Source organism: Intrasporangium oryzae NRRL B-24470 (assembly GCF_000576595.1).
Lineage (GTDB): Bacteria > Actinomycetota > Actinomycetes > Actinomycetales > Dermatophilaceae > Intrasporangium_C > Intrasporangium_C oryzae.
Genome location: NZ_AWSA01000045.1, coordinates 1 through 25,059, shown reverse-complemented (window position 1 = coordinate 25,059; position 25,059 = coordinate 1). Strand labels below are relative to the sequence as shown.

The 25,059-nt window shown below is 70.6% G+C and carries 24 protein-coding genes and 1 pseudogene; 13 read left to right on the top strand and 12 right to left on the bottom strand.

Features of this window, described 5'->3' with window-relative positions:
• Window positions 1-21 precede the first annotated feature (21 nt).
• Window positions 22-1,353: an MFS transporter gene (locus N865_RS17070; protein ID WP_169735763.1), complete on the bottom strand. Its 1,332-nt coding sequence runs from the start codon at window positions 1,351-1,353 to the stop codon at window positions 22-24.
• Between the two features lie 303 nt (window positions 1,354-1,656).
• Here N865_RS17070 and N865_RS17065 point away from each other — a divergent pair, with 303 nt between their 5' ends.
• The 8 genes and pseudogenes from N865_RS17065 (at window position 1,657) to N865_RS17030 (ending at window position 7,849) form a co-directional block, all read left to right on the top strand.
• On the top strand, window positions 1,657-2,670 hold the full coding sequence (locus N865_RS17065) for an RNA polymerase subunit sigma-70 (protein ID WP_034808548.1): 1,014 nt from the start codon (window positions 1,657-1,659) through the stop codon (window positions 2,668-2,670).
• Between the two features lie 9 nt (window positions 2,671-2,679).
• Window positions 2,680-2,950, top strand: a pseudogene (locus N865_RS23605) (ISL3 family transposase); the annotation flags it as partial.
• Window positions 2,951-3,255: 305 nt separating this feature from the next.
• On the top strand, window positions 3,256-3,510 hold the full coding sequence (locus N865_RS17055) for a hypothetical protein (protein WP_157557751.1): 255 nt from the start codon (window positions 3,256-3,258) through the stop codon (window positions 3,508-3,510).
• 3 nt (window positions 3,511-3,513) lie between these two features.
• Entirely contained in the window at window positions 3,514-4,461 is a 948-nt protein-coding gene (locus tag N865_RS17050) for an ATP-grasp domain-containing protein (protein WP_157557750.1), read from the top strand.
• Between the two features lie 318 nt (window positions 4,462-4,779).
• Entirely contained in the window at window positions 4,780-5,784 is a 1,005-nt protein-coding gene (locus N865_RS17045) for an SDR family oxidoreductase (RefSeq protein ID WP_034808539.1), read from the top strand.
• Window positions 5,781-6,173, top strand: coding sequence for a hypothetical protein (locus tag N865_RS17040; protein ID WP_157557749.1), 393 nt, complete (start codon window positions 5,781-5,783; stop codon window positions 6,171-6,173). The genes N865_RS17045 and N865_RS17040 overlap by 4 nt, the downstream gene beginning before the upstream one ends.
• A gap of 196 nt (window positions 6,174-6,369) precedes the next feature.
• Window positions 6,370-7,422, top strand: a complete 1,053-nt coding sequence (locus tag N865_RS17035) for a hypothetical protein (protein WP_034808533.1) — start codon at window positions 6,370-6,372, stop codon at window positions 7,420-7,422.
• Window positions 7,423-7,456: 34 nt separating this feature from the next.
• A complete protein-coding gene (locus N865_RS17030) occupies window positions 7,457-7,849 on the top strand; it encodes a hypothetical protein (protein WP_034808530.1) in 393 nt (130 codons plus the stop codon).
• A 112-nt stretch (window positions 7,850-7,961) separates the two neighbouring features.
• Here the strand turns inward: N865_RS17030 and N865_RS21950 are convergent, their stop codons facing one another.
• From N865_RS21950 to N865_RS17015, 3 genes are all read right to left on the bottom strand, one after another.
• The gene (locus N865_RS21950; protein WP_051510856.1) at window positions 7,962-10,310 is read right to left on the bottom strand and encodes a caspase family protein; all 2,349 of its coding nucleotides are present in this window, start codon (window positions 10,308-10,310) and stop codon (window positions 7,962-7,964) included.
• On the bottom strand, window positions 10,307-10,699 hold the full coding sequence (locus N865_RS17020; RefSeq protein ID WP_157557748.1) for an effector-associated constant component EACC1: 393 nt from the start codon (window positions 10,697-10,699) through the stop codon (window positions 10,307-10,309). Before N865_RS17020 ends, N865_RS21950 begins: the two co-directional genes overlap by 4 nt.
• 490 nt (window positions 10,700-11,189) lie before the next feature.
• A complete protein-coding gene (locus N865_RS17015) occupies window positions 11,190-12,404 on the bottom strand; it encodes a hypothetical protein (RefSeq protein WP_034808528.1) in 1,215 nt (404 codons plus the stop codon).
• A 192-nt stretch (window positions 12,405-12,596) separates the two neighbouring features.
• On the opposite strand from N865_RS17015, the gene N865_RS17010 reads away from it, so the two are divergent.
• Genes N865_RS17010 through N865_RS17000 form a run of 3 tightly spaced genes read left to right on the top strand, consistent with a single transcriptional unit; the run spans window position 12,597 to window position 14,684 of the window.
• On the top strand, window positions 12,597-13,115 hold the full coding sequence (locus N865_RS17010) for a peptidylprolyl isomerase (RefSeq protein ID WP_034808525.1): 519 nt from the start codon (window positions 12,597-12,599) through the stop codon (window positions 13,113-13,115).
• Between the two features lie 42 nt (window positions 13,116-13,157).
• Window positions 13,158-14,066, top strand: coding sequence for a rhomboid family intramembrane serine protease (locus N865_RS17005; RefSeq protein WP_051510852.1), 909 nt, complete (start codon window positions 13,158-13,160; stop codon window positions 14,064-14,066).
• Between the two features lie 9 nt (window positions 14,067-14,075).
• Window positions 14,076-14,684, top strand: coding sequence for a DEAD/DEAH box helicase family protein (locus tag N865_RS17000; RefSeq protein ID WP_034808520.1), 609 nt, complete (start codon window positions 14,076-14,078; stop codon window positions 14,682-14,684).
• Between the two features lie 239 nt (window positions 14,685-14,923).
• On the opposite strand, the gene N865_RS16995 is transcribed toward N865_RS17000, so the two are convergent.
• The gene (locus N865_RS16995) at window positions 14,924-15,175 is read right to left on the bottom strand and encodes a cell division protein CrgA (RefSeq protein WP_034808517.1); all 252 of its coding nucleotides are present in this window, start codon (window positions 15,173-15,175) and stop codon (window positions 14,924-14,926) included.
• A gap of 69 nt (window positions 15,176-15,244) precedes the next feature.
• On the opposite strand from N865_RS16995, the gene N865_RS16990 reads away from it, so the two are divergent.
• Together N865_RS16990 and N865_RS16985 are read left to right on the top strand one after the other, a co-directional pair.
• Entirely contained in the window at window positions 15,245-16,204 is a 960-nt protein-coding gene (locus N865_RS16990; RefSeq protein WP_245603817.1) for a DUF881 domain-containing protein, read from the top strand.
• A 47-nt stretch (window positions 16,205-16,251) separates the two neighbouring features.
• Entirely contained in the window at window positions 16,252-16,914 is a 663-nt protein-coding gene (locus N865_RS16985) for an aminodeoxychorismate/anthranilate synthase component II (RefSeq protein ID WP_051510850.1), read from the top strand.
• Between the two features lie 136 nt (window positions 16,915-17,050).
• On the opposite strand, the gene pknB is transcribed toward N865_RS16985, so the two are convergent.
• The 7 genes from pknB to N865_RS16955 form a co-directional block, all read right to left on the bottom strand.
• Window positions 17,051-18,901, bottom strand: a complete 1,851-nt coding sequence (gene pknB, locus N865_RS16980) for a Stk1 family PASTA domain-containing Ser/Thr kinase (RefSeq protein WP_245603816.1) — start codon at window positions 18,899-18,901, stop codon at window positions 17,051-17,053.
• A complete protein-coding gene (locus N865_RS23750) occupies window positions 18,898-19,029 on the bottom strand; it encodes a hypothetical protein (protein ID WP_281173510.1) in 132 nt (43 codons plus the stop codon). Before N865_RS23750 ends, pknB begins: the two co-directional genes overlap by 4 nt.
• 32 nt (window positions 19,030-19,061) lie before the next feature.
• A complete protein-coding gene (locus N865_RS16975; RefSeq protein ID WP_034808515.1) occupies window positions 19,062-20,369 on the bottom strand; it encodes a serine/threonine-protein kinase in 1,308 nt (435 codons plus the stop codon).
• On the bottom strand, window positions 20,366-21,826 hold the full coding sequence (locus tag N865_RS16970; RefSeq protein ID WP_034808513.1) for a peptidoglycan D,D-transpeptidase FtsI family protein: 1,461 nt from the start codon (window positions 21,824-21,826) through the stop codon (window positions 20,366-20,368). Before N865_RS16970 ends, N865_RS16975 begins: the two co-directional genes overlap by 4 nt.
• A complete protein-coding gene (locus N865_RS16965) occupies window positions 21,823-23,217 on the bottom strand; it encodes an FtsW/RodA/SpoVE family cell cycle protein (RefSeq protein WP_034808563.1) in 1,395 nt (464 codons plus the stop codon). Before N865_RS16965 ends, N865_RS16970 begins: the two co-directional genes overlap by 4 nt.
• Window positions 23,214-24,632: a PP2C family protein-serine/threonine phosphatase gene (locus N865_RS16960; RefSeq protein WP_051510848.1), complete on the bottom strand. Its 1,419-nt coding sequence runs from the start codon at window positions 24,630-24,632 to the stop codon at window positions 23,214-23,216. Before N865_RS16960 ends, N865_RS16965 begins: the two co-directional genes overlap by 4 nt.
• Window positions 24,633-24,636: 4 nt before the next feature.
• The coding region (locus N865_RS16955; protein WP_157557747.1) for an FHA domain-containing protein FhaB/FipA at window positions 24,637-25,059 on the bottom strand (423 nt) is incomplete at its 5' end.

Here is a 25,059-nt window from a genome sequence, read left to right as displayed (position 1 = left end):
CTGCTGGCACGTAGGCCAGTGTCATGACATCTCCTTACTCTCCACCTCGCTGTGGCCGGCGGAGTCCAGGTCGGCCAGGCTGACGGCTTGCGGCGGAGGGTAATGCGTCTGCAGGAGCGGGTCGGGTATCCGGTTGCCGAGTCGCAGCAAGCCGGCTCCGGTCAGCGCTACCGTCAAGGCGCCGCCCCACCAGACGGCGTCAGGTGAGGTCGCGAGCAGCGCGCCGCCGGCCGCGGGGCCGAGGGCCACACCTGCCATAAAGGCGAGGCCATAGAGCGACATGTAGCGGCCGAGCAGATGCGGCGGTGCGAGTTCGGCGACGATCAGGCCAAGCACGACGAACTGCGCGCATTCACCGATCGCGATCACGATCGCGACCCCGGCCAAGACGGCGGTAGCGGTGAGCGTCGAACTCGTGAGCGTTGCGAGCAGGACCGCGAGCAGGCCGACTGCAAATAGCGCGCTTGTCGCGGCAAGAGCGTGCGTGCGGCGCATCCGCTTGACGACCCGTGTGGCTGGAATCTGCGCGACGACGATGAAGAAGGTGTTGATGAAGAGGACAATGCCCATCTCGCCCGGCCCGACAGGCGTGTGCGCCTCCGCAAACGGCGCGAGGATGTTGGAGAAGAGTGCGCCGCCGGTCATCACGAACACGATGTTGGCGGCGATCAGGATGAGGAAGAGCCGATCGTGGGCCACTGCTTGGAAGCCTGTTCCCCGGTCCCTCGCCGACGCAGCATTCGCACGGCGAGGATTCGGGATCCCCACGAGCACGACCAGCGCGAAGACGGCGAAGGTGAGGCCGTCGAAGAGGTAGAGCGCCTGGAACGCGCGCAGGTGATCGGCGGAAGCGATGATGAAGCCCGCGACCGTCGCGCCGAGGCCGAGACCGAAGTTGCCTGCGACTCGGCGGAGCGCGATCGAGGAGGCGCGCTGCTCCGCCGAGACCAGGGTCAGGCTCAGAACCTGGTTCGCGGTGTTCGCGACTCCGAACCCGGCGCCGCCGACGGCCGCGCAAACGAAGGCCTGCCAGGGACGGTCGACGAATGCGAAGCCCGCGTAGCCAAGCGCGCTCGCGAGATCGCCTGTGATCAGGAGCGGCTTCGCGCGGAAACGATCGAGCAGCGCACCCGAAAGGGGCGTCAGGACCGCCGCCGTGCCCATGACCGCCGCCAGCACCAGCCCGGCGGTCGCCGTCGGGAAGCCGCGGGCCCGATGCAGGTAGATGATCTCGAAGGGAAGGATCAGTCCGGTACCGAAGTAGTTGACCGCGGTCCCGGCCTGAAGAACGATGACAGGCCCCGACAGGCCGGTTCGCCAGCCGGCGAACACACGAGCGAGCGTCCTGCTCACCCGCTTCCTGCGGTCGGCTGCATTCCCTTGCATGCCTGAGGCTCGCGCGCTCATCGGCGCCCGCTGCGAGGGCGATCGAGAACGGCGGACGCCACGCGCCCGGCGGATGCGGACGATTCCATCGTCAACCTCCTGCATTGTTCCCAGCTGCTGCGGCACGATCCGGTGGGGATCGTCCAGGGTCGGTAGTGGATACACCGCGGCGCCGGGAAACTGGGCGCCCGCGAGCCGCCCAGTTAGCGCCGTGGGCGGTGTATACACCAGGCGGAGGTGCGACGTGGTCCCGAAAGCAAGGAGCGCAGGATGGTGACAGGCGATCTTCTCTCACGGGCGCGGGCCGGGGATGGCGAGGCGTTTCGGGAGCTGGCCGAGTCCCACCGGCGGGAGCTGCAGGTGCACTGCTACCGGATGCTCGGGTCGTTCGCCGACGCCGAGGACGCCGTCCAGGAGACCATGCTGGCCGCCTGGCAGGGCATCGGCGGGTTCGCTGAAGAACGCGCCTCGCTGCGCACCTGGCTCTACAAGATTGCCACCAACCGGTGCCTCAACGCGCGCCGCGCAGCGAGGCGGCGCCCGGCTAGGGAGTGGGACATGTCGCAGTTCGAACCGCCCGTGCCGACACCGCGCGACGAGCCCGTCTGGCTGCAGCCGTTTCCTGACACCCTCCTCGAGGCCGCCGTCGACCGGCCGCTCGGGCCGGAGGCCCGCTACGAGCAGACCGAAGCCACCTCGCTCGCCTTCGTAACCGCCCTGCAGCTGCTGCCGCCACGCCAAGTCGCCGTCCTGATCTTGCGCGACGTCCTCGGATTCCACGCCAGCGAGGTGGCCGAGATGCTGGAGGTGACCGTCGAATCGGTCAACAGTGCCCTCAAGCGAGCCCGCGCCAGCCTGCAGCGCCGGCAGCAGCTGGCGGCTGGCCGCCCACCGCCGCCCACCGCAGGCTCACCCGCCGAGGAGGTGATCGTGGCCAGGTTCGTCCGCGCGTGGGAGTCGGCCGACCTCGACGCGCTAGTGGCCCTGCTGACCGACGATGTTTTCATCGCGATGCCGCCGGAGCCATTCGGATACGAGGGCCGTGACCTCGTGGCCCGGTACTGGGCCCGCCAGTTCGGCGCGGGCCGCAGGTTCGACCTCGTCCCGACACGAGCCAACGGCCAGCCCGCGTTCGGGGCCTACCTGAGCGTCCCGGGTGGCATCCGCCACGCGACCGGCTTCTACGTGCTCACCCTTGCCGGCAACCGGATCTGCGCCATGACCCGCTTCGACACCAGCGTGCTGTCATGGTTCGGCCTGCCGCGATCGCTCCCGAGCCGATAGGCCGCGCACCGGGTCCAGCAGGACATCCATGGTCACCGTGGCCCCTCAGGCGACCCGCTCTGCGCGGCACACCGGACCCTGCACAGCGGCGCCAGCCTGCTGAGCGACCGACATACCCGGCGCCTGCAGAACCTGTTCGACCACCAAGAGCACGTAGAGGTCGAGGCCACCTGGGGCATCCACCAGCCGAGGATCGCCAGCGCTACCGCGAACCCGACCGGTCCCGCGCGAGCTGATGCGCGCGGTCATCGAGTCAGTCGGCACCGGCGTCCCCACAGCGCGGGCGAATTCGCTTGGCCCGGCCCTATGACCCACGCCTTCCCGCCAAGCTGGGAGGTGCCCAATCTCCTTTTGAGCGCCTGAGCGGCCTCGCGGGGTGTGCTGGTGCATCGAGAACCAGAGGTGGTCCGTCCTGACCACCGGAGTGACGGCGGGAGCCAGGGCGTCGGATGAAGCGTTCCGTGTGGAAGCCGCCGCGGCGGCGAGCGAAATGACCGCTCCGGATGGGTTTTCCTGTAATGGCATGTGTGCGACCATCGAAGGACCGATACCGACAAATCAGCTCAGGGGGCTGAAATGGTAGACATGCGGGCATTCGAGGGAGCGAAGCGGACCGAGGGAACTGCGCCGGTCGTGTTCCACTTCCAACCGAAGTACTACGTCGAGGTGCAGACGGCGGAACAAGCCCAACTGTGGGAGAAGCTGTTCGCCGAGGAGTGTGGGGTCAAGCTGCAGGAGGAGCGACCTTCACTCTGGAAGGAGAGCGGCAAGGACTGGGTTCGCTGTGAATCGATCAGCGGCTCGTGGGATGGATGGGACGACTGCGACCAGTACTGCTGAGCAGTGAAATCGCTCGAGCCAGCCTGTGTCATCGTTTCCCAAGAAGAGGACCTGCACGCTTTCGGTGTGCGCCATCGTCTTCGGCGACTCGGAGTTCCGACAGAGATCATCTGCACCGATCGCCTGAGTGGCGTTGAGGCGTTGTCGTGGACGCCCGCGGCGCAAGCGTCGGGAACTCTGCCGAATGAGGAAGGCGTGCCAGTCCGTCTTGGCTCGGTGAAGACCGTGTGGTGGCGACGGCTGTCCCGGTCCGTGCCGACGGAGGTCGAGGAGGACATTCAGCTCCACCTGATCGGCAACGACTGCGAGGCCGCGCTCATCGGGGTCTTCGAAACCGACTTCTCAGGCACCTGGATCGACCATCCCACCTCGATCCGGCGAGCGGAGAACAAGCTCGTCCAGCTCCGCCTCGCCCACGAGATGGGACTCTCCCACCCGGCGACCCTGGTGACTCAAGATGCTGCACGGCTCTGCGAGTTCGTCGCCGAGCACGAACGTGTCGTCGCCAAGGTGCTCCGCGGGACGAACACCGCCCCCTTGGCGACGGTATCGCTCGATGCCACGCGGCTTCCTCTCGAGTCCGTGCGGATGGCGCCGACGATATTCCAGGAGGAGGTTCGAGGCTCCAGCCACCTGCGAGTCGTGGTCTTCGGTGAAGCGGTCTACGCATTTCGCATTACATCGCCCCACCTCGACTGGCGTCCTTACACGGACACGGCAGTGGAGCTCGTGCAGCTCGACCCGGGCGTCGAGATGTCTCTCAAGCGGTTCCTCGTGGCGCTCCACCTCCGGATGGGGTCCTTCGATCTGAAGATCAAGGACGACGGCGAAGTCGTCTTCCTCGAGGTGAACCCGCAAGGGCAGTTCCTCTTCCTCCAGAGCAAGACCGGCGTCGATCTGGCCACAGCCTGCGCCGAGTACCTCGCGTCATCACCGCAAGGCGCCGCCTGAGGGCGCCTCTTTCCCAGGCGGCGCCGCGCGGAACGGCCGTCAGCTCTGAAGGCGACAAGGGATGGATCAGCGCGCGGATCATGTGGCGCATGGTGCTGCCCTGACGACGCCTTCTGCGAGGTGATCTGCCCGCTGATCCGCGGGGTGCACGTCGCCACCGTCAGCGTCCGCCAGTGCACCGCGCTGGTCGGGGACTGGCGCGGCCACGCCGGCTCAGCGGCATACGTGCTGGCTCGACCCGACCCCGCCCGAGCGTGAGGTGCGGCAGGCACATGGGTACGGCCCCAAGGGAAGGAAGCATCCGAAACGGAGGATCCCATGAGCCAAGTTGTCGCCATCACCGGAGCGAGCGGCGGAATCGGACGCGCGGCCGTGCGAGAGTTCGCGCGCCGCGGCGCCGACGTCGCCCTCATCGCGCGCGGCACCGTCGGCCTCGAGAACGCCGCCGCCGAGGCGCGCGAGCAGGGGGTCAGGGCCATCGCCATCCCGACCGACGTCGCCGACGCCGACCAGGTCGAGGCGGCCGTCGAGCGCATCGAGAGTGAGCTCGGCCCGATCGACGTGTGGGTCAACGTCGCCTTCACCTCGGTGTTCGCGAAGTTCGACGACATCAGCCCGGACGAGTTCCGGCGCGTCACCGAGGTCAGCTACCTGGGCTACGTCTACGCGACGATGGCCGTCCTCAAGCGCATGCGCGAGCGCGACCGCGGCACCATCGTGCAGGTCGGCTCGGCCCTCGCCTACCGAGGCATCCCGTTGCAGAGCGCCTACTGCGGCGCCAAGCACGCGATCCAGGGCTTCCACGAGTCGCTGCGGACCGAGCTGCTCCACGAGCGCAGCAACATCCACGTGACGATGGTCCAGATGCCGGCGCTCAACACGCCGCAGTTCTCGTGGGTGCTCTCGCGCCTGCCGAAGCACGCGCAGCCGGTGCCCCCGATCTACCAGCCGGAGGTCGCCGCGCGCGCCATTGCGTATGCCGCTGACCATCCCAAGCGTCGCGAGTACTGGGTCGGCAGCACGACGGCCCTCACCCTCATCGCCAACGCCGTCGCGCCCGGCCTGCTCGACCGCTACCTGGCCAGGACCGGCTTCAGCTCCCAGCAGACCGGCGAGCTGAGCGACGAGGACCAGCAGCCGAACCTCTGGGAGCCCGCCGACGGCGCTGGCGGCCGTGACTTCGGCGCGCACGGCGCCTTCGACGGGAAGTCCCGCAACCAGAGCTCACAGCAGTGGGTGGCGCACCACTACCCGCAGGCTGCAGCCGTCGCCGCAGTCGGACTGGCGGGCGCCGCAGCCCTCGCCCTCGGGCGCCGCCGGTGAGCGGCCCGGGCGTGCTGCGGGTCGTCGGAGCCGCCGGCGCGGCATGGGGTGTCGTCCTTCTGGCACGAGGGGCCGAGGTCTGGCGTGCCGTCGACGCGACCCGGCCGGGCGAGAACGAGCGGCTCGCGACGACCGCCCTCGGGGCCCGCCATGTCCTCCAGGGTCTGGCACAGGCCGCCGCTCCGCGCCTCACGGTGGCGCCCGTCATCGGTGTCGATCTCGTCCATGCGGCCTCGATGGCGTGGCTGGCAGGCCGCGACCCGCGGTACCGCCGCCCGGCCGTCGTCTCCGGCGGGGTCGCTCTGCTGAGCGCCCTCGTGACGGCCACGGCTGCGTGGGCGAGCCACGCCTCGCGGTCGTATGCCGGGTCGCCGCCTCCCAGCCAGTGACCCCTTTGCCGCCACGGCGATGACCGACCCCTCCTCGTTGGTGCTCGGCGCACAAGGTTCGCGTCTGCGTTGCGTATCCACACCGTCAAGACTTGGCAAACGTCTTGTGGATTCTCCACAGCGGTTCTGCTCCCTGTCACTACGTTGACCAGTACTCGCCCCGGCTCGGGTCTGGGGCAGGACAAGGGGAGTCAGCATGAGCAGGGGAAAGGTCATTGCTGCATCACTGAGCGCCGGAGTCATCCTCTCGTTCGCATCGGGTTCGCCCGGGCTCGCGAGCGAGAAACCGGACACGGTCACGGTCCTCCTCGATGGTCTCGACCATCCTGCCCAGGGGGTCGCCGAGAAGGTCGCCAAGGACGGGTCGGTCGTGGCGACGATCACCACGGCCAAGGGGACCGTCACGGTCGCAGGCCAGCGCGGGGCTCTCGCGACGATGAAGTCCGACACGGGAGCAACGAAGAAGGGCGCACCCACCGCATCCGGCGGGATCGAGACCGCCGTCACCCTGCCGGACGTCAAGGATCAGGACGCCAAGGCACTCGCCAAGGCCTACCGCTCCTCCGGGCGCTCCGTCGTCCTCGACGCCATGGCTACGGGCATGAGCTTCGAGGACGCGGTCAGGTCCTTCGGCGACATGGACCCCGAAGGCACCGCGGCCCTGCTGAAGGCGCGGTCGGCTTCGACGGGTGGCACACTCACTCTCGCCTCACCGACGAAGCAGACCACGACCTCAACGACCTCCGCGGTGCTGGCAGCCGCTCCGGTCCTGCTCGACAGCGTCTGCGCCGACGCGTCCGGTGATGCAGGCAACGCGACGTCGCACGCGTGCGCGGTCCGCTACATCGACTGGTCCTCGGGCGGCGACGTCTACTACTCCCACAAGGAGAAGGTGACGGCCCGCGACGACGACTGGTGGTACGCGCTGGACACGGCCAAGGTCTGGGTCGTGTACGGGAGCGGCAACTCCGTCGTCGACTGGGACCCCTACACGACGATCCCCCGCGGCAGTTGCGGGACCGTCTCGGTCGGGGTCACCGACCCGAAGACCGGCGTCAACATCGGCTACTCCGGCACGGTGTGCCCCGACAAGGAGGGTCCGGTGTGGACCGACTCCAACCGGGGATACGGCGCCTACTGGTCGGGTTACTCGCGGGACTACCAGGGGGCCGTCGCGACGTCCGTCGTCCACAGCCCGCCGTCGGCGTCGGGAAGCATGACCGTCAAGACCTACATCCACTGGAGCTGAACGATCGAGCGCTGCTCGAGAGGAGTCACTGCTGATGGTCCTCGATGACCGGGCGGCCCCCGCGACGGGACCCGCCAAGCCATTCCACGACGGCCGCGTGCGGTTTGCGCTCACCGGCTCGCTCGTGGGTGGGTTGCTCATCGGCACGATGGTCGCATCGGCCCTGGCCGCCGGCGATCGGCACGACGTGAACGTCACGGAGCGGGTGCAGGCGACGGTGTCGCAGGTCTCGTCGAGCGGCCGCGGCATCTGCGTCGTGCGCGACGACACCGCGCAGGGCGAGCAGCTGTGCGGCGCGCCGTGGCTCTGGCTCGCCGCCGACCCACCCAAGGTCGGTGACCGGGTCGAGGTTCTCGTCGAGAGCACGGGCCGGCCGGCGACACCGGGATCGGACACGATCCTCGTCCTCCTGCCGGCTCGCGGCTGACGAGGCCCTCTCGGCGGTTTCAGCACCCAACCCACCCGACCCAACGAGCCGTGAGACCCCGCCACCCGGCGGGGCCTCACGGCGCGGTCGACGTATGCCGTCGTGCTGCCGGTCAGGCGGGTCCGGTGTCGCCTGACCTGCCCACCTGGGTCTCGCCAGACGACTGGACATCCCCCTGTCGCCCGACGAGGGAGGCCACGAGAGACGCCACGAGGAGCACCCCGCACGAGACAGCCGTCACCCACAGGAACCGGCCCTCGCCTCCACTCCGCACGGCCAGCCAGGACGCCGGCACCACGATCCCGAAGAGCCCGACGGCCCAGGAGGCGACCATGGCCCGGCCGGCCGCGGCGGGCGCCAGGCTGAGGGCCACCGCGGGCGTCACGAGAGCCGCGACAACCCAGACCCAGACCGTGAAGACCCAGTACCCGGGCACGTCGGCCGTCCCGAGGTACATCGCCCAGTCCGCGATGCAGAGGACCCCGACCACGGCGGCGAGCGACACGATGACCACCCAGGGACGGCTCCACCTGATGCCGGCGAACGTGAGTACTCCCCGGATCCCGCCCAGGGCCACGACTGCTGCCGCCAGCACGACGAGGTGCCCGACGAGGCTGAGGGACCAGCCCTGACCTGGCGTGTCCCCGCGACCGTCGAGGACGGTGCCGAGGAGCTGTACCAGCCCAAGGGCCGTCGCGACCGCCGTCCCGGCGAGCAGCCCCAGCGCCAGGGCCACGGGCGACGCCACCGCGAGGAGCGCCGCGCCCGCGGTGATCGCCAGCACGCCGAAGACCACGAGGTTGAGGACCAGGTCGCTCTCGAAGCTGGCCGACGAGTCGCTCCCCAGCCAGGGAAGCAGCATGCTCGCCATCGTGAACACGCCGCCGACCACCGCCGTCGTCCCCGCTGCGATCCGCATCCTTCGGACGCGGGCCGCCGCCTCGTCGGTCTCACTCCTGACCGCCACCGGAGGCGCGTCCCCGGTGGTCGCCGCCGAGGTCGTCTCGACCTCCTCGACGTGCGGCTCCGGCGTCGGAACGGTCGCAGGCGGCGAGCCCGCCTCAGGCTCGGCCGATCCGGCCCCGGCCGATCCGACGCCAGCCGGTCCGAGCAGTCCGGTCGCTGGTGACGGCTCGCTGACGCCGTCGGTCGAGAGCCGAGCCGTGACGGGCACCACGACGGAGCCGGTGGGGCTCGTGATCGTGAGCGACCCGGCATACGGCCCGCCGGTCGGCGCGAAGGTCACGGTGACCGTGTCGCCGGCGACGATGGCCGTGAGTGGAGGCTCCGCCTCGACGTGGACCTCCCGAGCAAGCGGTATGCCGCTCACCCTCACCTCCTGCTCGACGTCCACGGCCGAACCAGGCGCGATCGCGTCGAAGGCCAGCGACGAAGGACTCACCCCGGGCGCGGCCGCCGCGAGGAAGGCCGCGGCGTCGTCGGCGACGAGCCGGATGTCCGACCGGACGACCTCCTGGAGCGCCTCGAGCGCGCCGAGCGCGACGCCGAGGTCGGGATGCCCGAGCCGGTCGCGGAGCTCGAGCACGGCCCCACGACGGTAGGTCGGATCGGGCTCACGCAGGGCGTCGGCGATCCGGTCTGGGATCGGTAGCGGCCGGATGCGCTTGCGCCGGCTTCGGGCGAGGTAGACCTCGCCGGACATCTCGACGTCCCGCCCGGGGGTCTGGCGCGGGTTCTGTTCGCGCACCCGGTCGAAGACGTACTCGTAGAGCTCGCCGAGCGAGACCAGGCCGTCCTCGTCACGGTCGGCGTCGCCCGACCGCAGCCCGTCGACCACGGCCGAGGTGAAGACCGAGGGCTGCACCTCGTGGTCGGCGGTCAGGGTCGTCCCCTCGAAGGCGTACTCCATCGCGCTCGAGGCGCTGATGACCGCGCGGCCACGTCCCCCGCCCAGCCGCCCCGCGGGGAAGCTCTCCATGACGTTCACGGGTCCGGCCGCGCGCACGGTGACGCCCTCGCCGAAGGCGCCGCCGTAGCAGCAGTCGAGGAAGAGCACGATGGTCCGCGCAATGGCTCCGCGCATGCAGCGCTGGACGAAGTCGGCCGGGACCGACGTCGACACGAGCCGGTCGGGCCGGGTGTTGCGCGCAGCGATGAAGAGCTCGCCTGCGTCGTTCTTGAGGCCGTGTCCCGAGAAGTGCAGGAGGACGAGGTCCTCGGGGCGGCTGTCGGCGAAGAGGTCCTCGATGTGGGTCTGGACCTCGTACGAGGCCGCGTTGTGCACGACCGACACCTCGAAGCCGCCGATCTCGGGGTCGCCGAGCACGTCGGCGAGCGCGCGGGCGTCGGCCTCGGGAGCCCGCAGCTGGCTCAGGCTCGGGTGGTCGTACGTGTCGTTCGCGACGATGAGGGCGCGCCGCGCGCCCGAGGACCCGCCGGGTCCCGGGGACCCGGCCCCGCTCTGCGGCGTGGGGACGACCCGCCTCGGGGACTCGCTCACGAGGACTCGCCCACCTCATGACGCGCGAGGAAGAGGGCGACGAGCCGGTCCTGCTCGCCCGACGACGCCCCGGTCAGCTCGAGGACGTCCCCGGCCACCTCGATCCGGACCGTCCGCTGGTCGCGCGGCTGTTCCCGCCCGAGCCAGCTGCGCAGCGAGGCCAGCAGGGCGGCGAGACCTCCGGAGCCCAGGACGGCCACGGCGAGGCTGCTCACCGTCGCCGGGTCGAGGGCCCGCGATCCGTCAGGAACGACACCCTCGGGCGCGTCCGTGCGCACGGCCAGGCCGTCGACCGACCGCAGCTGGTCACCGAGCTGACGATGGAGCACGTCGAGCCGCTCGGCGTCTGCTCCCCGTTCGCCGAGGCCCACTCTCACGTTCGTGCCCATCGGCCCACCTCACGGCGCCGGTCCCCTTCGCCACCGATCGTACGCGCGGGACCCAGCCCCGGCCCAGTGTTCGTATGCCGCCGAGCCGGGTCGGGCGCGACCGTGCCGACCCTGCCGACCGCTCCCTTACCGAATCCATACCGAATCCATACCCTCGAAAGAGGTCACAAGGAGGTCACGAAGTGGCACCATCAGAGAGGTTTCGCGTCGGACCCCCGACGCAACCCCTACCGGTTTCGGATGATTTGTCTGGAGAGGACTCGGCAGCGCACCAGAATTTCGTGCAAATTTCCATTGAGGCTCTCGCCATCGTGCCCAGTCTGTGTCAGACTTGAGGCAGCGAAGGGTTGGGCCCGCACGAACCGCGCCCAGCCCTTCTGCATGTGCTGACTCGCGCTGTCCCCCTGTCGGTGCGAGTCAGCTCACGCAGAGAAGGACCCGGAGGCCGTCTGGCCCCGGGTCCTTCTGCGTGGTGGGTCGTCTGCCCGACTCAGGTGCCCTGGCTCGGGCCCCCGCCTTCAGAGCCCTCGACACCCTCGACGGCCGGGTCGACCGTGTCGACCGTGTCGACCGTGTCGACCGTGTCGACCGTGTCGATCGGCGCATCACCCGCCGGCGCCCCGGTCTGCGGGGCCGGGCTCGTCCGGGCGCGCGAGGTCTTGGCCTTGGGGGCCGCCGCTGCAGCGGCGCGGGTGTCGTCGAGCGCGGCCTTGGCGTCGTCGACCGCGGCGGTCCCGGCGTCGCGGGCCTCCTCGAGGGTGGCGCTCGTCGTCGCCACGGCCTCGTCGGCCGCGCTGCCGGCTCGGTCCTTCGCGTCGGCGATGGCCGACTGGCCCTTGGCGGCGAGGTCGCTCGCCTTCTCCTTGGCCGTGCCGGCCAGCTCGGTGCTCTTGTCCTTCGCCTTGGTCGCGGCCTCGGAGACGGCCTCCTTGGCGTGCCCGACCTGCTCGGCGGCCTTCTCCTTGAGCGAGGCGGGTGTCGAGGTCGACGTCGATCCCGGCTGCGTGGTGCGGTCGGTGAGCGGGGTCGCCCACGGGTCCTCCACCTGGCTCTGCCGCCGGTACGCGGCGTACGCGGCGACGGCAGCGGCGCCGAGCCCGATGACGATGAGCCACTTGCCCTTGCCGCCGCGACGCTTGGCGACGGCTTCGCCCGTCAGGACCGCGTACGCGTCCTTCGCCCGGTCGCCGCCGGAGTGCGCGGCCTCCCGCGCCTGCTCTACGTGCGGCGCGGCGGAGGCCTTGGCCTGCTCGGCGCCGGCCGCCATGGCTGTGGCCGCGGTGGCGAGGGCCGCGCCCAGCTTGGGCAGGACCGTCTCGACGAACGTCGACTGCGCCGACTCCACCGTCGCCTCGACCTTGGGCTTGGCCCGCTCTGCCGCGTCGGCGAGCTTGTCGCGGGCCGCCTCCGCCGCCTCCTTGAGCGCCGGTGCAGCCGTCTCTCTGGCCGACTCCTTCGCGGCGGCGTAGCCCTTGCGTGCCGACTCGGCGACGGCCGGCATCGTCTCGGACTGGACGGTCGCCGCTCTGCTCTGGGCCGCCTCGGCCGCGGCGTCGCGCCACTGGGCCAGCCTGTCGGTCACCTTCTCGGCGGTCGCGTCGAGCGACGCCTTGGTCTTCTCACTCGCGGCGGACCCGAGATCGCTTGCGGTGCTGGCGAGCTGGTCGGCGAGTGCCTCGGTCTGGGACTGCTTGGTACGGAACATGAAGTCCTCCTCGTCCTCTGGTCCTTACCCATCCTGCCAACCCCGCCCACGGAACGCAGCCATTGACCGGGACACCCTCAGCGATCCGGACCACATCGGGCCGGACACCGGCTGCCGGAGGGGACCCGGCATCGCGCCGAGCGTGCCGTCGCACCCGGCGAGCTCGACGGCATACGTGCGAGGATGAGGCCCATGAAGGCAACGTTGCACACCAACCACGGCGACATCGTCGTCGAACTCTTCCCCCACCACGCGCCCAAGACCGTCGACAACTTCGTCGGCCTCGCGAAGGGCGAGAAGGAGTACAAGGACGACGCGGGGCGCACCAACCCGACCCCCTTCTACGACGGCCTGATCTTCCACCGGATCATCCCCAACTTCATGATCCAGGGCGGCTGCCCCCTCGGCCAGGGCTTCGGTGGCCCGGGCTACGCGTTCGACGACGAGATCAGCCCCGACAAGGACTTCACCAAGCCCTACATGCTCGCCATGGCCAACGCCGGCAAGCGGATGGGCAAGGGCACCAACGGCTCCCAGTTCTTCATCACGACGGCGCCGACGACGTGGCTCCAGGGCAAGCACACGATCTTCGGTGAGGTCGCCGACGGTCCGTCCCGCGAGGTCGTCGACAAGATCGGCAACGTCGCCACCGGCCCCAACGACAAGCCGCGTGAGGACGTCGTCATCAACTCGATCACGATCGAAGACTGACGAGTCACGTTGGCCGACAATGGAACTGGTGGTCAGCCCCCGATGACGTCGGAGGCTGGCCACCAGCCTGCCGTCCCCTCCGTCTGCCCGCGGCACCCCGACCGCGAGGCCTACGTGCGGTGCCAGCGCTGCGGCCGGCCGGCCTGCCCCGAGTGCCAGCGCCCCGCCCCGGTCGGCATCCAGTGCGTCGACTGCGTCCGTGAGGCGGCGCGCACCTCACCCCAGGCGCGCACGATCTTCGGAGGACGAGCCACCGACGGCCGGCCTCTCGTCACCTACACGATCATCGGGATGTGTGCGCTGGCCTATCTCGGCCAGCTGGCGTCGAGCGAGGTCACGAGCAGGTTCGCGTTCGCCCCTTACCTCGGCTGGACCGAGCCGTGGCGCTTCGTCACGGCGGCGTTCCTCCACTCGCCGTCGACCTACCTCCACATCCTCTTCAACATGTTCGCCCTGTGGACGCTCGGCCAGTACCTCGAGCCGATGCTCGGCCGGGCGCGGTTCGCGGCGCTCTACCTCATCAGCGGGATCGGCGGTCAGGTCGGCGTGACGCTCCTCGCCGGGTCGCCGACCCTCGCCGGCATCGCCGCCGGGCAGGACAGGGCGTGGTTCACCGCCGTCGTCGGCGCCTCGGGGGCGATCTTCGGGCTCTTCGGCGCCCTGCTCGTCCTCAACCGACACCTCGGTCGGTCGTCGGCGGCGATGTACGCCACGATCGCGATCAACGCCGTCTTCGGCTTCCTCTACCCCGGCATCTCGTGGCAGGCGCACCTCGGCGGCTTCGTCACGGGCATCATCTGCGCCCTCGTCATCGTCCTGTTCCGCCGCCAGGGCGTGCGTCACCTCGTCTGGATCGCCCTCGGCCTCGTGCTCGGCCTGCTCGTGGTCGTCACCGTGGGGAAGTACCTCACGGTCCCGCCCGAGATCCGCAACCTGACCGTCTTCCGCTAGGACGTCGCCGTGCGTCTCGTCTGTGTCGTCGGGCCGCCCGCCGCGGGGAAGATGACGGTCGGGCGCGAGGTCTGCGCGTTGACCGGCTACCGGCTCTTCCACAACCACATGTCGATCGAGCCGCTGCTCGGCGTCTTCGACTTCGGCACGCCGTCGTTCAACCGGATCAACCACCTGATCCGGCGCGAGGTCCTGCGCGAGTCCGTCGTCGCCGACCTGCCGGGGCTCGTCTTCAGCTTCGCCTGGGACTTCGACCGCGACTCCGACGCGGCCGCCGTCGAGGACCTCATCGCGCCCGTCGTGGCGGCGGGTGCCCCGGTCGACTTCGTCGAGCTGTATGCCGCTCAGGACGTCCGTCTCTCGCGCGAGGGTCGCCCGGACCGGATGGACCACAAGCGGAGCAAGCGCGACGTCGAGTGGGCCCGCGCGCACGTCCTCGAGCTCGAGGCGGCGGCGCGCTTCAACACGGGCTGGGTCCGTCCGGACGGCAGCCGGGTCGAGGGCCCGGACTGGCCGCTGCCGCAGTACCGGCACGTCCGGCTCGACAACGGCCACGACTCGGCGGCCCACACCGCCGAGGCGGTCGTGGACGAGCTGGGCCTGGCCGCGAGGCCGTGACGAGCTCTGCCAGGGCGGATGTCCACAGAGCTGTCCACAGACGCGAGCAGGGCCGCGTCCCGGTTGTGGACACGGCCCTGCTCGTTGTCCACCACTGTGGACAAGTCTGTGGATCGACTTACATCCATGTCATTCATCCCCAGCGTGTGGACAACGGTGTGGAAAACCTGTCCACAGGGTGTGGGGGCCGTGGGGACAGCCCGCCGGATAGGCCCAGCGTTGGTGGCCAGCGTCGTCGGTCAGCGCCAGCGCATGGTCATGATGAAGCCGCCCATGAGCAGGGCGAAGCCGATGGCGAGGTTCCAGACGCCGATCGAGCCGATGGGGTACTGCGAGGCGGAGATGTAGTAGACGACGATCCACAGCAGGCCGAGCACGAGCAGCGTGATGAAGACGGGCGCCCACCAGGTCGGGTTGGGCTCGGTGGCCTTGCTCGACTTCGGGGGGATGTACGGGGCGGCCTTGCGGTCGCGCCCTCGGGACTCGGGCACTGCGGGCTCCTCATGGTCAGAGCGTGGGTCAGAATAGGTGTGCACAGCCTAATTGAGAGGTGGCCCCGCATGGTGAGCGAAGTCGATCGCGCGAGCGACGACCCGAGCGACGACGCCGGCATCCCGTCGAGCGACCCCACCGAGACCACGACCGACAACCTGACCGACAACCTGACGGAGGACGCGACGGAGGACGCGACGGAGGACGCGACGGAGGACGCGACGGAGGACGCGACGGAGGACATGACGGACACCACGCCGAGCCGCGGACGCACGGACGGCTCCTCCGGAGTCACGCCCGCCACCTCCCGCCGTCGGGCCACGTGGGGCGTCCTCGTCCCGCTCGTCACGGCCGGCGCCGGTCTCATGTTCGCGATGAGCTTCCAGGCCGCCCAGGGCAGCGACCTCCGGGCCGACCGGGACCTCCCCGCCCTCATCATCGCCGGGGACGCCCGGGTCGCCGAGAAGGTCCAGCGGCTCGACGCGCTCCAGAAGGAGGTCGACGGCCTCTCGGCGGCCAGCGGACCGACCGACGCGCGCATCGCCCAGCTCACCCAGCGGGCCAAGGAGCTCGCGCCGGAGGCGGCGACGACGACCGCCAAGGGGCCCGGCGTCGAGGTCACCCTCAACGACGCCCAGCGCTCGGCCGACTCGCTCCCCAACGGCTACACGGCCGACGACATCGTCGTGCACCAGCAGGACGTCCAGGGAGTCGTCAACGCGCTCTGGGCCTCCGGCGCCACGGCCATGATGATCCAGGACCAGCGCGTCATCTCGACGAGCGCGGTCCGCTGCGTCGGCAACACCCTCATCCTGCAGGGCCGCGTCTACGCCCCTCCCTACAGGATCAAGGCCATCGGCGACGTCGACCGGATGCGAGCCGGCCTCGACGCCGACCCGACCGTCGCCATCTACCGCCAGTGGGTCGACGCCGTCGGTCTCGGCTACGAGGTCCGCTCGAACGACAAGTTCGAGTTCCCGGCATACTCGGGTTCGGTCGACCTCCAGCACGCCACCCCGATCGGCTGAGCAGCCGCACCACCGGTGCACCACCCGCAACCGTGAGCAGGACCCCCATGGACACGCCCTCAAGCCCCGCCCCATCCCGCCCTCGACGCATCCTCGTCGTCGACAACTACGACAGCTTCGTCTGGACGATCGTCGGCTACCTCGAGCAGCTCGGAGCCGAGTGCCACGTCGTGCGCAACGATGCGGTGGCACCGAGGGACTCAGCGGCATACGACGGGGTGCTCGTCTCCCCGGGGCCGGGGACGCCGGAGGCCGCCGGCGTCTCGATGGACATGATCCGCGAGTGCGCCCGGACCGGGCTGCCGATGTTCGGGGTGTGCCTCGGGCACCAGGCGCTCGGGGTCGTCTTCGGCGCCACCGTCGGCCGGGCCCCCGAGCTGCTCCACGGCAAGACCTCGCTCGTCCACCACGACGGGACCGGCGTGCTCCAGGGGCTGCCCTCGCCCTTCACGGCGACCCGCTACCACTCGCTGACGATCGACCCCGCCACGCTCCCCGACGAGCTCGTCGCCACCGGCCACACCGACTCCGGGCTGATCATGTCGGTCCGCCACCGCACCCTGCCGCTCCACGGCGTCCAGTTCCACCCCGAGAGCGTGCTCACCGAGGGCGGCCATCGGATGCTCGCCAACTTTCTCGCGCTCTGTGGCGACCCCGGTGCGGTGGCCCGCTCCAAGGGGCTGAGCCCGCTCGTCACTGCCGCGGTCTGAGACGGCCGCCCCGAGGGTTGGCGGGCACGCCTCGACGGCTGGGAGCACCACGGAGTCGAGATCATGAACAGGGCCCCCGACCGGATCGGTCGGGGGCCCTGTTCAGCCTGCTTCACTCCGGGTGGGCGTCTCTGCCTCAGCCGCCGCCGGGTGAGGACGTGCTCGTGGGTGCCGGAGTGCTGTCGGTCACCGTCGGGGTGAGGGTCACCGTCGACGGTGCCGGTGCGGGCGCTGCCGCCACCTTGACCTCGATCGTCGTCCCGAAGTCGACGACCTCACCGGCCTTTGCGACCTCGAGCACGGTGTCGGGCGCGGCGTCGGCAGTCGTCACCGTGATCTTCTTGGCCTTGAGGCGCTGGTCCTTGAGGCTGCTCGCGGCCAGCACCCAGTCCTGACCGACGAGGTCCGTCGGCACCTTGACCTTGCCGCTCGCGACCAAGATCCGGACGGAGGAGCCCTTGTCGACGGTCGTGTTCGCCGGCGGGTCGGTCTTCGTCACGCGGTCCTTGTCGCGGTCGGGGGTGTCCTCGGTGACGATCTGTGCGACGACAAGTCCGGCCTTCTCGAGCTCGGCGCGCGCCTGGTCCTGGGGGAAGTTCGTGACGTCGGGGATGGCGACGCTGCCCGCGCCGGTCGACACGCGGTACTTGACCGTCGACTGCACGGCCACCTGCGTCCCGGCGGTGGGGTCCTGGTCGATGACCTGCCCCGCCGGGACGTCCGTGCTCGCGGCCTTCGTCGACTGGCCCTGGAGCTGGGCGTTCGCGAGAAGCTGCGCGGCCTCGGCCTCGGTCTTGCCCTTGAGAGAGGGAACCGAGACCGTCACGGTCTGTGGGGCCTGGTTGCCGAACCACGTCACGGCGCCCCAGCCGATGAGTCCGAGCAGGGCGAGGATCGCGATCGTGATGAGGGCGGTCCGGGCGCCGTTCCCGCGGCGGCCGTCGTCCTCGTCCTCGTCATGGCCGACGGGGGGCAGGCCGGCCGTGTTGCCGTAGCGCTCGCTCCGCGACGTGATGGGCGGCTGCACCGCGGTCGGGGTCCCGGCAACGGCATACGACGCCGGTAGCGTCTGGGTCGCCGCGGCCCCGATGGCAGCCGCCGTCCCGAGTGCCGCCGCGCTGATCTGCCGCCCGAGACGGATGTTCTCGAGATCGGCGCGGAAGGCATCGGCCGTCTGGTACCGCAGGTCACGGTCCTTGGTCAGGGCGTGGAGGGTGACGGCGTCGAGGTCGCCCGCGACGGCGTCGTTGAAGATGCTCGGCGGCTGCGGGAGCTCGCCCACGTGCTGGTAGGCGATGGCGACGGGCGAGTCGCCCATGAAGGGGGGCCGGCCGGTCAGCAGCTCGAAGAGGAGGCAGCCGGTCGAGTAGAGGTCGGACCGCGCGTCGACCGTCTGCCCCTGCGCCTGCTCCGGAGAGAGGTACTGGGCGGTGCCGACGACCGACTGGGTCTGCGTCATGGTCGCGGCGGTGTCGGCGATGGCCCGCGCGATGCCGAAGTCCATCACCTTGACGCCGCCGGAGGCAGTGATCATGACGTTGGCCGGCTTCATGTCGCGGTGGACGATCCCCATCCGGTGGCTGTACGCGAGGGCGTCGAGGATGCCCTCGGTGATCCGGATGGCGTCCCGCGGGTCGAGCTGTCCGCGGGCCGTGAGGTACTGCCGAAGGGTCTGCCCCTCGACGTACTCCATGACGATGTACGGAACCGTGGCGCGCGCGCCGGTCGCGGGATCGATGCCGGACTCGTCCTCACCGGAGTCGAAGATCGCCACGATCGAGGGGTGGTTGAGCCCGGCCGCCGACTGCGCCTCGCGCCGGAAGCGCATGAGGAAGTTGGTGTCGCGGGCCAGGTCGGAGCGCAGCATCTTGATCGCCACCTGGCGACCGAGGCGCGTGTCGTGCCCGAGATGGACGTCGGCCATGCCCCCGCGACCGATGAGCTCACCGACCTCGTAGCGGCCGCCGAGGATGCGAGAGGGCGTCACGATGACCGCCTCTGCTCGTGGCCGGTGTAGCCGGTGTAGCCGGTGTGGTCGGGGTGGCCGGCGCGCTGCCGGGTCGAGGGCTGCCGGGCGGTCGTGGCCGCCGGTCGGCGCGAGGGTTCGCTGGTCATGGCTCCGAACTCTGTCGCGGTCGGTGGTCGGGTCATCTGTTCTTCCCCTTGCCCTTGCCCCTGCCGGGTCCGGGGGGTACTGGCGTTGACGTGGCCTTCGTGGGGCTGGAGGTCGCCACCGAGGTGGGGGTGGTCGGAGTGGAGGTCGGCCGCGTCGAGGTGGTCGGCGGGTCCGAGGTCGTGGACGGGTCGGCAACACCACTCGTGGCGGCCGGCCTCGTAGGCGTGCCCGCCCCTGCGGCCTGCTTGGGGCCGCCGAGCATGGAGCCGAGCACGAAGGCGCCGGCCACCAAGACCGCGACAACACCCCCCGCGACCATGACGACCCGGCGCCGACGTCGCTCCACCCGCTGTCGCTCGGCCGCGAGACCGCCTCGGGTCGCCCAGGCGGGCGTCGGGGTGCTCGCGAGCACCGTCATCGCCCGGGTGGCGTCCGCGCCGGCCGACGGCGGGATCGGCAGGGCCTGAGTCACGGCCGTGTCGGACGGCGGGGTGACCCCGGGGAGGGAGCCCAGCGGCATACCGAGGGCCTCGGCGACGACACTGGCGTCGCTCGGGCGGTCCTCGGGGTTCTTCGCGAGGCACGCCTCGATGGTCGAGCGCACGTCGAGCGGGACCGTGTCGGGCAGCGGCGGCGCCGCGTCGTTGACCTGCGCGAGCGCGGTCGCGACGGGGGTCCCCATGTCGAAGGGCTTGACGCCGGTGAGCATCTCGTGGGCCACGACCCCGAGGGCGTAGATGTCGCTCGCCCGGGTCGCCTCCTGACCGAGCGCCTGCTCCGGACTGATGTAGTCGGGCGTGCCGAGGACCTCGCCCGTCAGCGTGTGCCCCGACCCGTTGCCGGCCCGGGCGATCCCGAAGTCGGTCAACTTGGCCTGGCCCTCCGGCGTGATGATGATGTTGGCCGGCTTGACGTCGCGGTGGACGACCCCCGCCTCGTGCGCCGCGGAGAGCGCCAGCGCCGCCTGCCCGATGATCGAGCGAACCTGCTCGGGCTCGAGCCCCCCGGAGTCGCGGATGACCTCCGAGAGCGTCTGGCCCGGGACGAGCTCCATGACGAGGTAGGCGACGCCGTCTTCCTCGCCGTAGTCGTAGACGGCGGCGATGTTGGGGTGCTGGAGCGAGGCCGTATGCCGCGCCTCGTCGCGGAAGCGCGGGAGGAACAGGTCGTCGTCGGGGCCGCGCGGGCGCATCACCTTGACGGCGACCGGGCGCCCGAGGACCTCGTCGGTCCCCTCCCAGACGTCGCCCATGCCACCCGCGGCGATCGGCGCCCCGAGGGTGTAGCGGCCGCCGAGGAGCTGCCCTGACGCGAGCTGTCGGTGCTGGTCGGACGTCACTTGCCGAGCACCGCCTTCATGACCTCGCGCGCGATGGGTGCGGCGATGCGGCCGCCACCGACCTCGCTGCCCGTGACGCCGCCGTCCTCGACGACGACCGCGACCGCGACCTGCGGGTTGTCGGCCGGGGCGAAGCTGATGAACCAGGCGTGCGGCGGCTTGCCGAGGTCGTGCTGGGCCGTGCCGGTCTTGCCCGCGACCTTGACACCCGGGATCTGGGCGCGGGCGCCGCTGCCGTTGTCGACGACCGAGACCATCATCTTCGTGAGGATGTCGGCGGTCTGGGGCGACACGGCCTGCGAGAGCTCGACCGGCTCGGGCGTCGATTGGATGACGTCGAGGTTGGCGCTGCGCACCTGGTCGATGAGGTAAGGCGTCATGACCCGGCCCTGGTTGGCGATCCCCGCCGCGACCATCGCCATCTGCAGCGGCGTCGTCTTCACCTCGTACTGGCCGATCGCCGACTGGGCCGCCTGCGGCGCGTTGAGGTCGGCCGGCACCGAGCTCGGCGTGACGCGCATCGGGATCTGGATGACGTCGCCGAAGCCGAACTTTGCCGCCTGGGCGCGCAGCTTCTCGCCCCCGAGCTGGAGCCCGAGGGAGCCGAATGCGGTGTTGCACGAGATCTCGAGCGCATGGATGAGGGTCGTCTTGTCGCCCGGACCGCACGGCTGCCGGTTCTCGTTGGGCAGGTTGGTGTCGGTCAGGGGCAGGTCCAGCACCGCGGGTCCGGGGACGACGGAGTTCTCGTCGGTGACGACGCCCTCCTCGAGCGCGGCCGCCGCCGTCACCACCTTGAACGTCGAGCCAGGAGGGTAGAGCTCGTTGATCGACCGGTTGAGGAACGCCTTGTTCGGGTCGGACGCGAGCGCCTCCCAGGCCTTGGACGCCGTGGCGAGGTCGTGGCTCGAGATCGGGTTGGGGTCGAACTGCGGGTGGCTCACCATGGCGAGGATCGCGCCGGTCCGCGGGTCGAGGGCGACCACGGCGCCCCGGCTCTTGCCGAGGCCCTGGTCGGCGGCCTTCTGGGCCTTGACGTTGATCGTCAGGTCGAGCGTCGCGCCGGCGGTCTTGCGTCCGGTGATGAGGTCGGTGACACGCCGGACGAACAGGGTGTCGGAGTTGCCCGAGAGGAGGTCGTCGGAGGCGTGCTCGAGGCCGTACGGCGCCCCGACGGCATACGAGTAGAAGCCCGTGACCTGGGAGTAGAGCTTGCCCTGGGGGTAGGTGCGCAGGAACTGGTACTGGTCCTCGACGGGCACCGACTTCGCGACCGCCTGGCCGCCGACGATGATCGACCCGCGCTCACGGGCGTAGTTGTCGAGGATCGTGCGCTTGTTGGCGGGCATGGCGTCGAGCGTCTTCGCCTGGACGAACTGGATGAGCGTCGTCGAGACGAGCAGCGTGGTGAAGAGCGCCGCCATGACGACGGACAACCGCCGGATCGGGGTGTTCACGACAGCCTCACCACCTGCGTCGGCTCGGCCTCGGCCGGGTCGTCGACGATGCCGACCGGGGCGTCCGGCAGGGGTCGGCGGGCCTGGTCGGAGATGCGGAGCAGGAGCGACATGATGATCCAGTTGGCAAGCAGGGCGGAGCCTCCGAGCGACATGAACGGCGTCGTGAGTCCGGTCAGCGGGATGACGCGCGTGACGCCCCCGATGACGATGAAGAGCTGGAAGGCGACCGAGAAGGTGAGGCCGACGGCAAGCAGCTTGCCGAACCCGTCGCGGACCCCGAGGGCCGTGCGAACACCACGCTCGCAGAAGAGCAGGTAGAGCAGCAGGATCGCGATGGAGCCGTAGAGGCCGAGCTCCTCAGCGAGGCTCGGGTAGATGAAGTCGCTCTCGGCGAACGACGTGAGCCAGGGCCGACCCGCGCCGAGGCCGGTGCCGGTCAGGCCCCCGGCCGCCATCCCCCAGAGCCCGTTGGCGAGCTGGTTGGACCGCTCGAGGTTGGCCGCGGAGAAGGGATCGAGCCAGAGGTCGACGCGCTTCTGGAAGTGGGTGAACGCGGACAGCGCGAAGACCACGGCGACGGAGAAGAGGAGCATGCCGATCGCGATCCACGACACGCGCTCGGTCGCGACGTAGAGCATCGCCACGAAGAGACCGAAGAAGAGCAGGGCCGAGCCGAGGTCCTTTTCGAAGACGAGGATGAGCAGCGCGAGCACCCAGGCGACGAGGATGGGACCGAGGTCGCGCCCGCGCGGGAACGTGAAGCCGAGGACCTTGCGTCCCGCGAGCGAGAGCACGTCACGCGTCTGGACGAGGTAGCCGGCGAAGAAGATCGCGAGGGCGATCTTGGCGAACTCACCCGGCTGGAAACTGAGCGGCCCGAGCTTGATCCAGATCTGGGAGCCGTTGACCGAGAGGCCGATGCCGGGCACGAGCGGGAGCAGCAGGAGGATGAAGCCGACGGCCATCGACACGTAGGTGAAGCGGCGGAGCAGCCGGTGATCGCGCAGCAGGATGATGACCGCGACGGACATGGCCACGGCGATCGCCGTCCAGACGATCTGCCGGTAGGCGTCGCCGTCGGTGCCGAGCTGGCCCTTGGCGAGGTCGAGCCGGTGGATCATGACGAGGCCGAGGCCGTTGAGCGCCGTCGTGACCGGTAGGAGCAGCGGGTCGGCGTAGGCCGCCCGCCAGCGCAGCACGACGTGCACGGCAAGGGCGAGCACGAAGAGCCCGCCCGCCACCGGCACGATGTTGGCCGGGACCGTGCCGTTGCGGTTGAGGTCGACGGTGATCCACGCGATGAGGACGATCGCGATGGCCCCGAGCAGGAGCGCCAGCTCGAGCCCTCGGCGCGTCGGCGGGTTGAGCGGCTCGACGGTCGTCGTCATGGCGTCCCCGCGCGGGATGTCGTCGCCCCCGAGGTCGGCCTGGCCGAGCCCTTCGCCTTGGCGGCGACGCTCGACGTGGCGCTCGACGTGGCGCTGGGCGTCGGAGTGGCGGTCAGGGTCGGGACCGGCGTCGGCACGGGGGTGGAGCCGCACGGGGTGCCGCTCAAGGCCATGAGCCGGCAGCGCAGAGCCTGGACCCGGAGCACCTCGACCTTGAGCTGGGCGTCGGCGAGGTCCTTCACCGGGATCGTGTTGCCGACGGAGGTCTGGACGTCGGCCGGCAGCTCGGCGACGAGGACGTCGGACGGCGACTCGACGTGGGACAGCTTGAGGGGGCCGAGGTCCTGGGAGACGCCGCGGAAGATCGCGACGTTGCCGTTGTCGGCGGCGACGTAGAACTGCTTCTGGGTCCACGCCCACGCGGCATACGCCCCGCCGGCGAGGATCGCGGCGATGACGAGGCCGCCCGCCGTCCGGCGGAGCACCTTGCCACGCCGGGAACGCCGGCGATCCTCGGCGAGCTCGAGCCCCGCACTGCCGTTGGACGACTCCACCCGGCCGGTCGCCTCGCGGGACAGGGCCGCGGCCTTCTCCGCCGGGCTCGTCGGGATGGCCCGAGTGCGGCTGCGGAGGCGGTTGCTCGCGGCGCCGACGACCTGGGCCACGGTCGGGGGTGGTTCGTCGCCGTCGGCCGACACGACGTCGGCCACGATCACGGTGACGTTGTCGCGGGTGCTCGCCTTGAGCGCCACCTCGATGCACCGGTCGGCCGCCTCGTCGGGCGTCCTCGCCTCCCGCAGGATCTCCTCGATGACGTCCGACCCGACGAAGTCGGACAGGCCGTCGGAACAGAGCAGGAAGCGGTCGCCGACCTTGGCCTCGCGCAGGGAGGTGTCGGGTTCGTCGTCGGGCTGGCCGGTCATGACGCGCGTGACGACCGACCGCTGCGGGTGGCTGCTCGCCTCCTCGCGGGAGATCCGCCCCTCGTCGACGAGCTGTTGGACGAAGGAGTGGTCCTTCGTGATCTGAGCGAAGGTGTCGCCGCGGAGCATGAAGGCCCGTGAGTCGCCGATGTGGGCCATCGCGAGCTTGTTGCCCGTGCGGAGCATGACGATCGTCGTCGAACCCATCCCCGAGAGGTCGGAGTTCTCACGCATCGCCTTGGTCAGCTTGGCGTTGGCGGTGCGCAGCGCGTCCTCGAGCAGGGGGATCGCCTGGTCGGCCGAGACGTCCTCGTCGTCGAGCGGGGCGAGCTCGCCGACGATCATCGAGCTCGCGACGTCGCCGGCCGCGTGGCCGCCCATGCCGTCGGCGAGGACGAGGAGGTTGGGACCGGCATACCCGGAGTCCTCGTTGCGTGGCTTGGGCCCGAGCCCGAGGTCTGAGCGCGCGGCGAAGCGCAGTGCGATGGCCATCCGGTCAGCCCCGCAGCTCGAGGACGGTCTTGCCGATCCGCAGGCTCGTGCCGACCTCGACGGGCCGGGGGGTCGTCAGGCGCTCGCGGCCGATGTAGGTCCCGTTGGTGGAGCCGAGGTCCTCGACCACCCAGCCCTCCGGGCCCTGGACGATGCGGCAGTGCCGCCCCGACGCGTAGTCGTCGTCGAGGACGAGCGCGCACTCGGGATTGCGGCCGATGAGGATCCCACCGCCCCGCAGCGGGAGGGACGTGCCCGCGAGGGGCCCCTCGGTGACGACGAGCGTCGTGGGGACGCGGCTGCCGCGACTCCAGCCCCACGAGCGCCCGGACTCACTGCCCTGAGCGGGAGCGGCAGCGCCGGCCGCGCCGGGCCCAGCGACCCCGCCCGGCATCGCGGCCTGACCGCCCACGGCCGCCGCGACCCC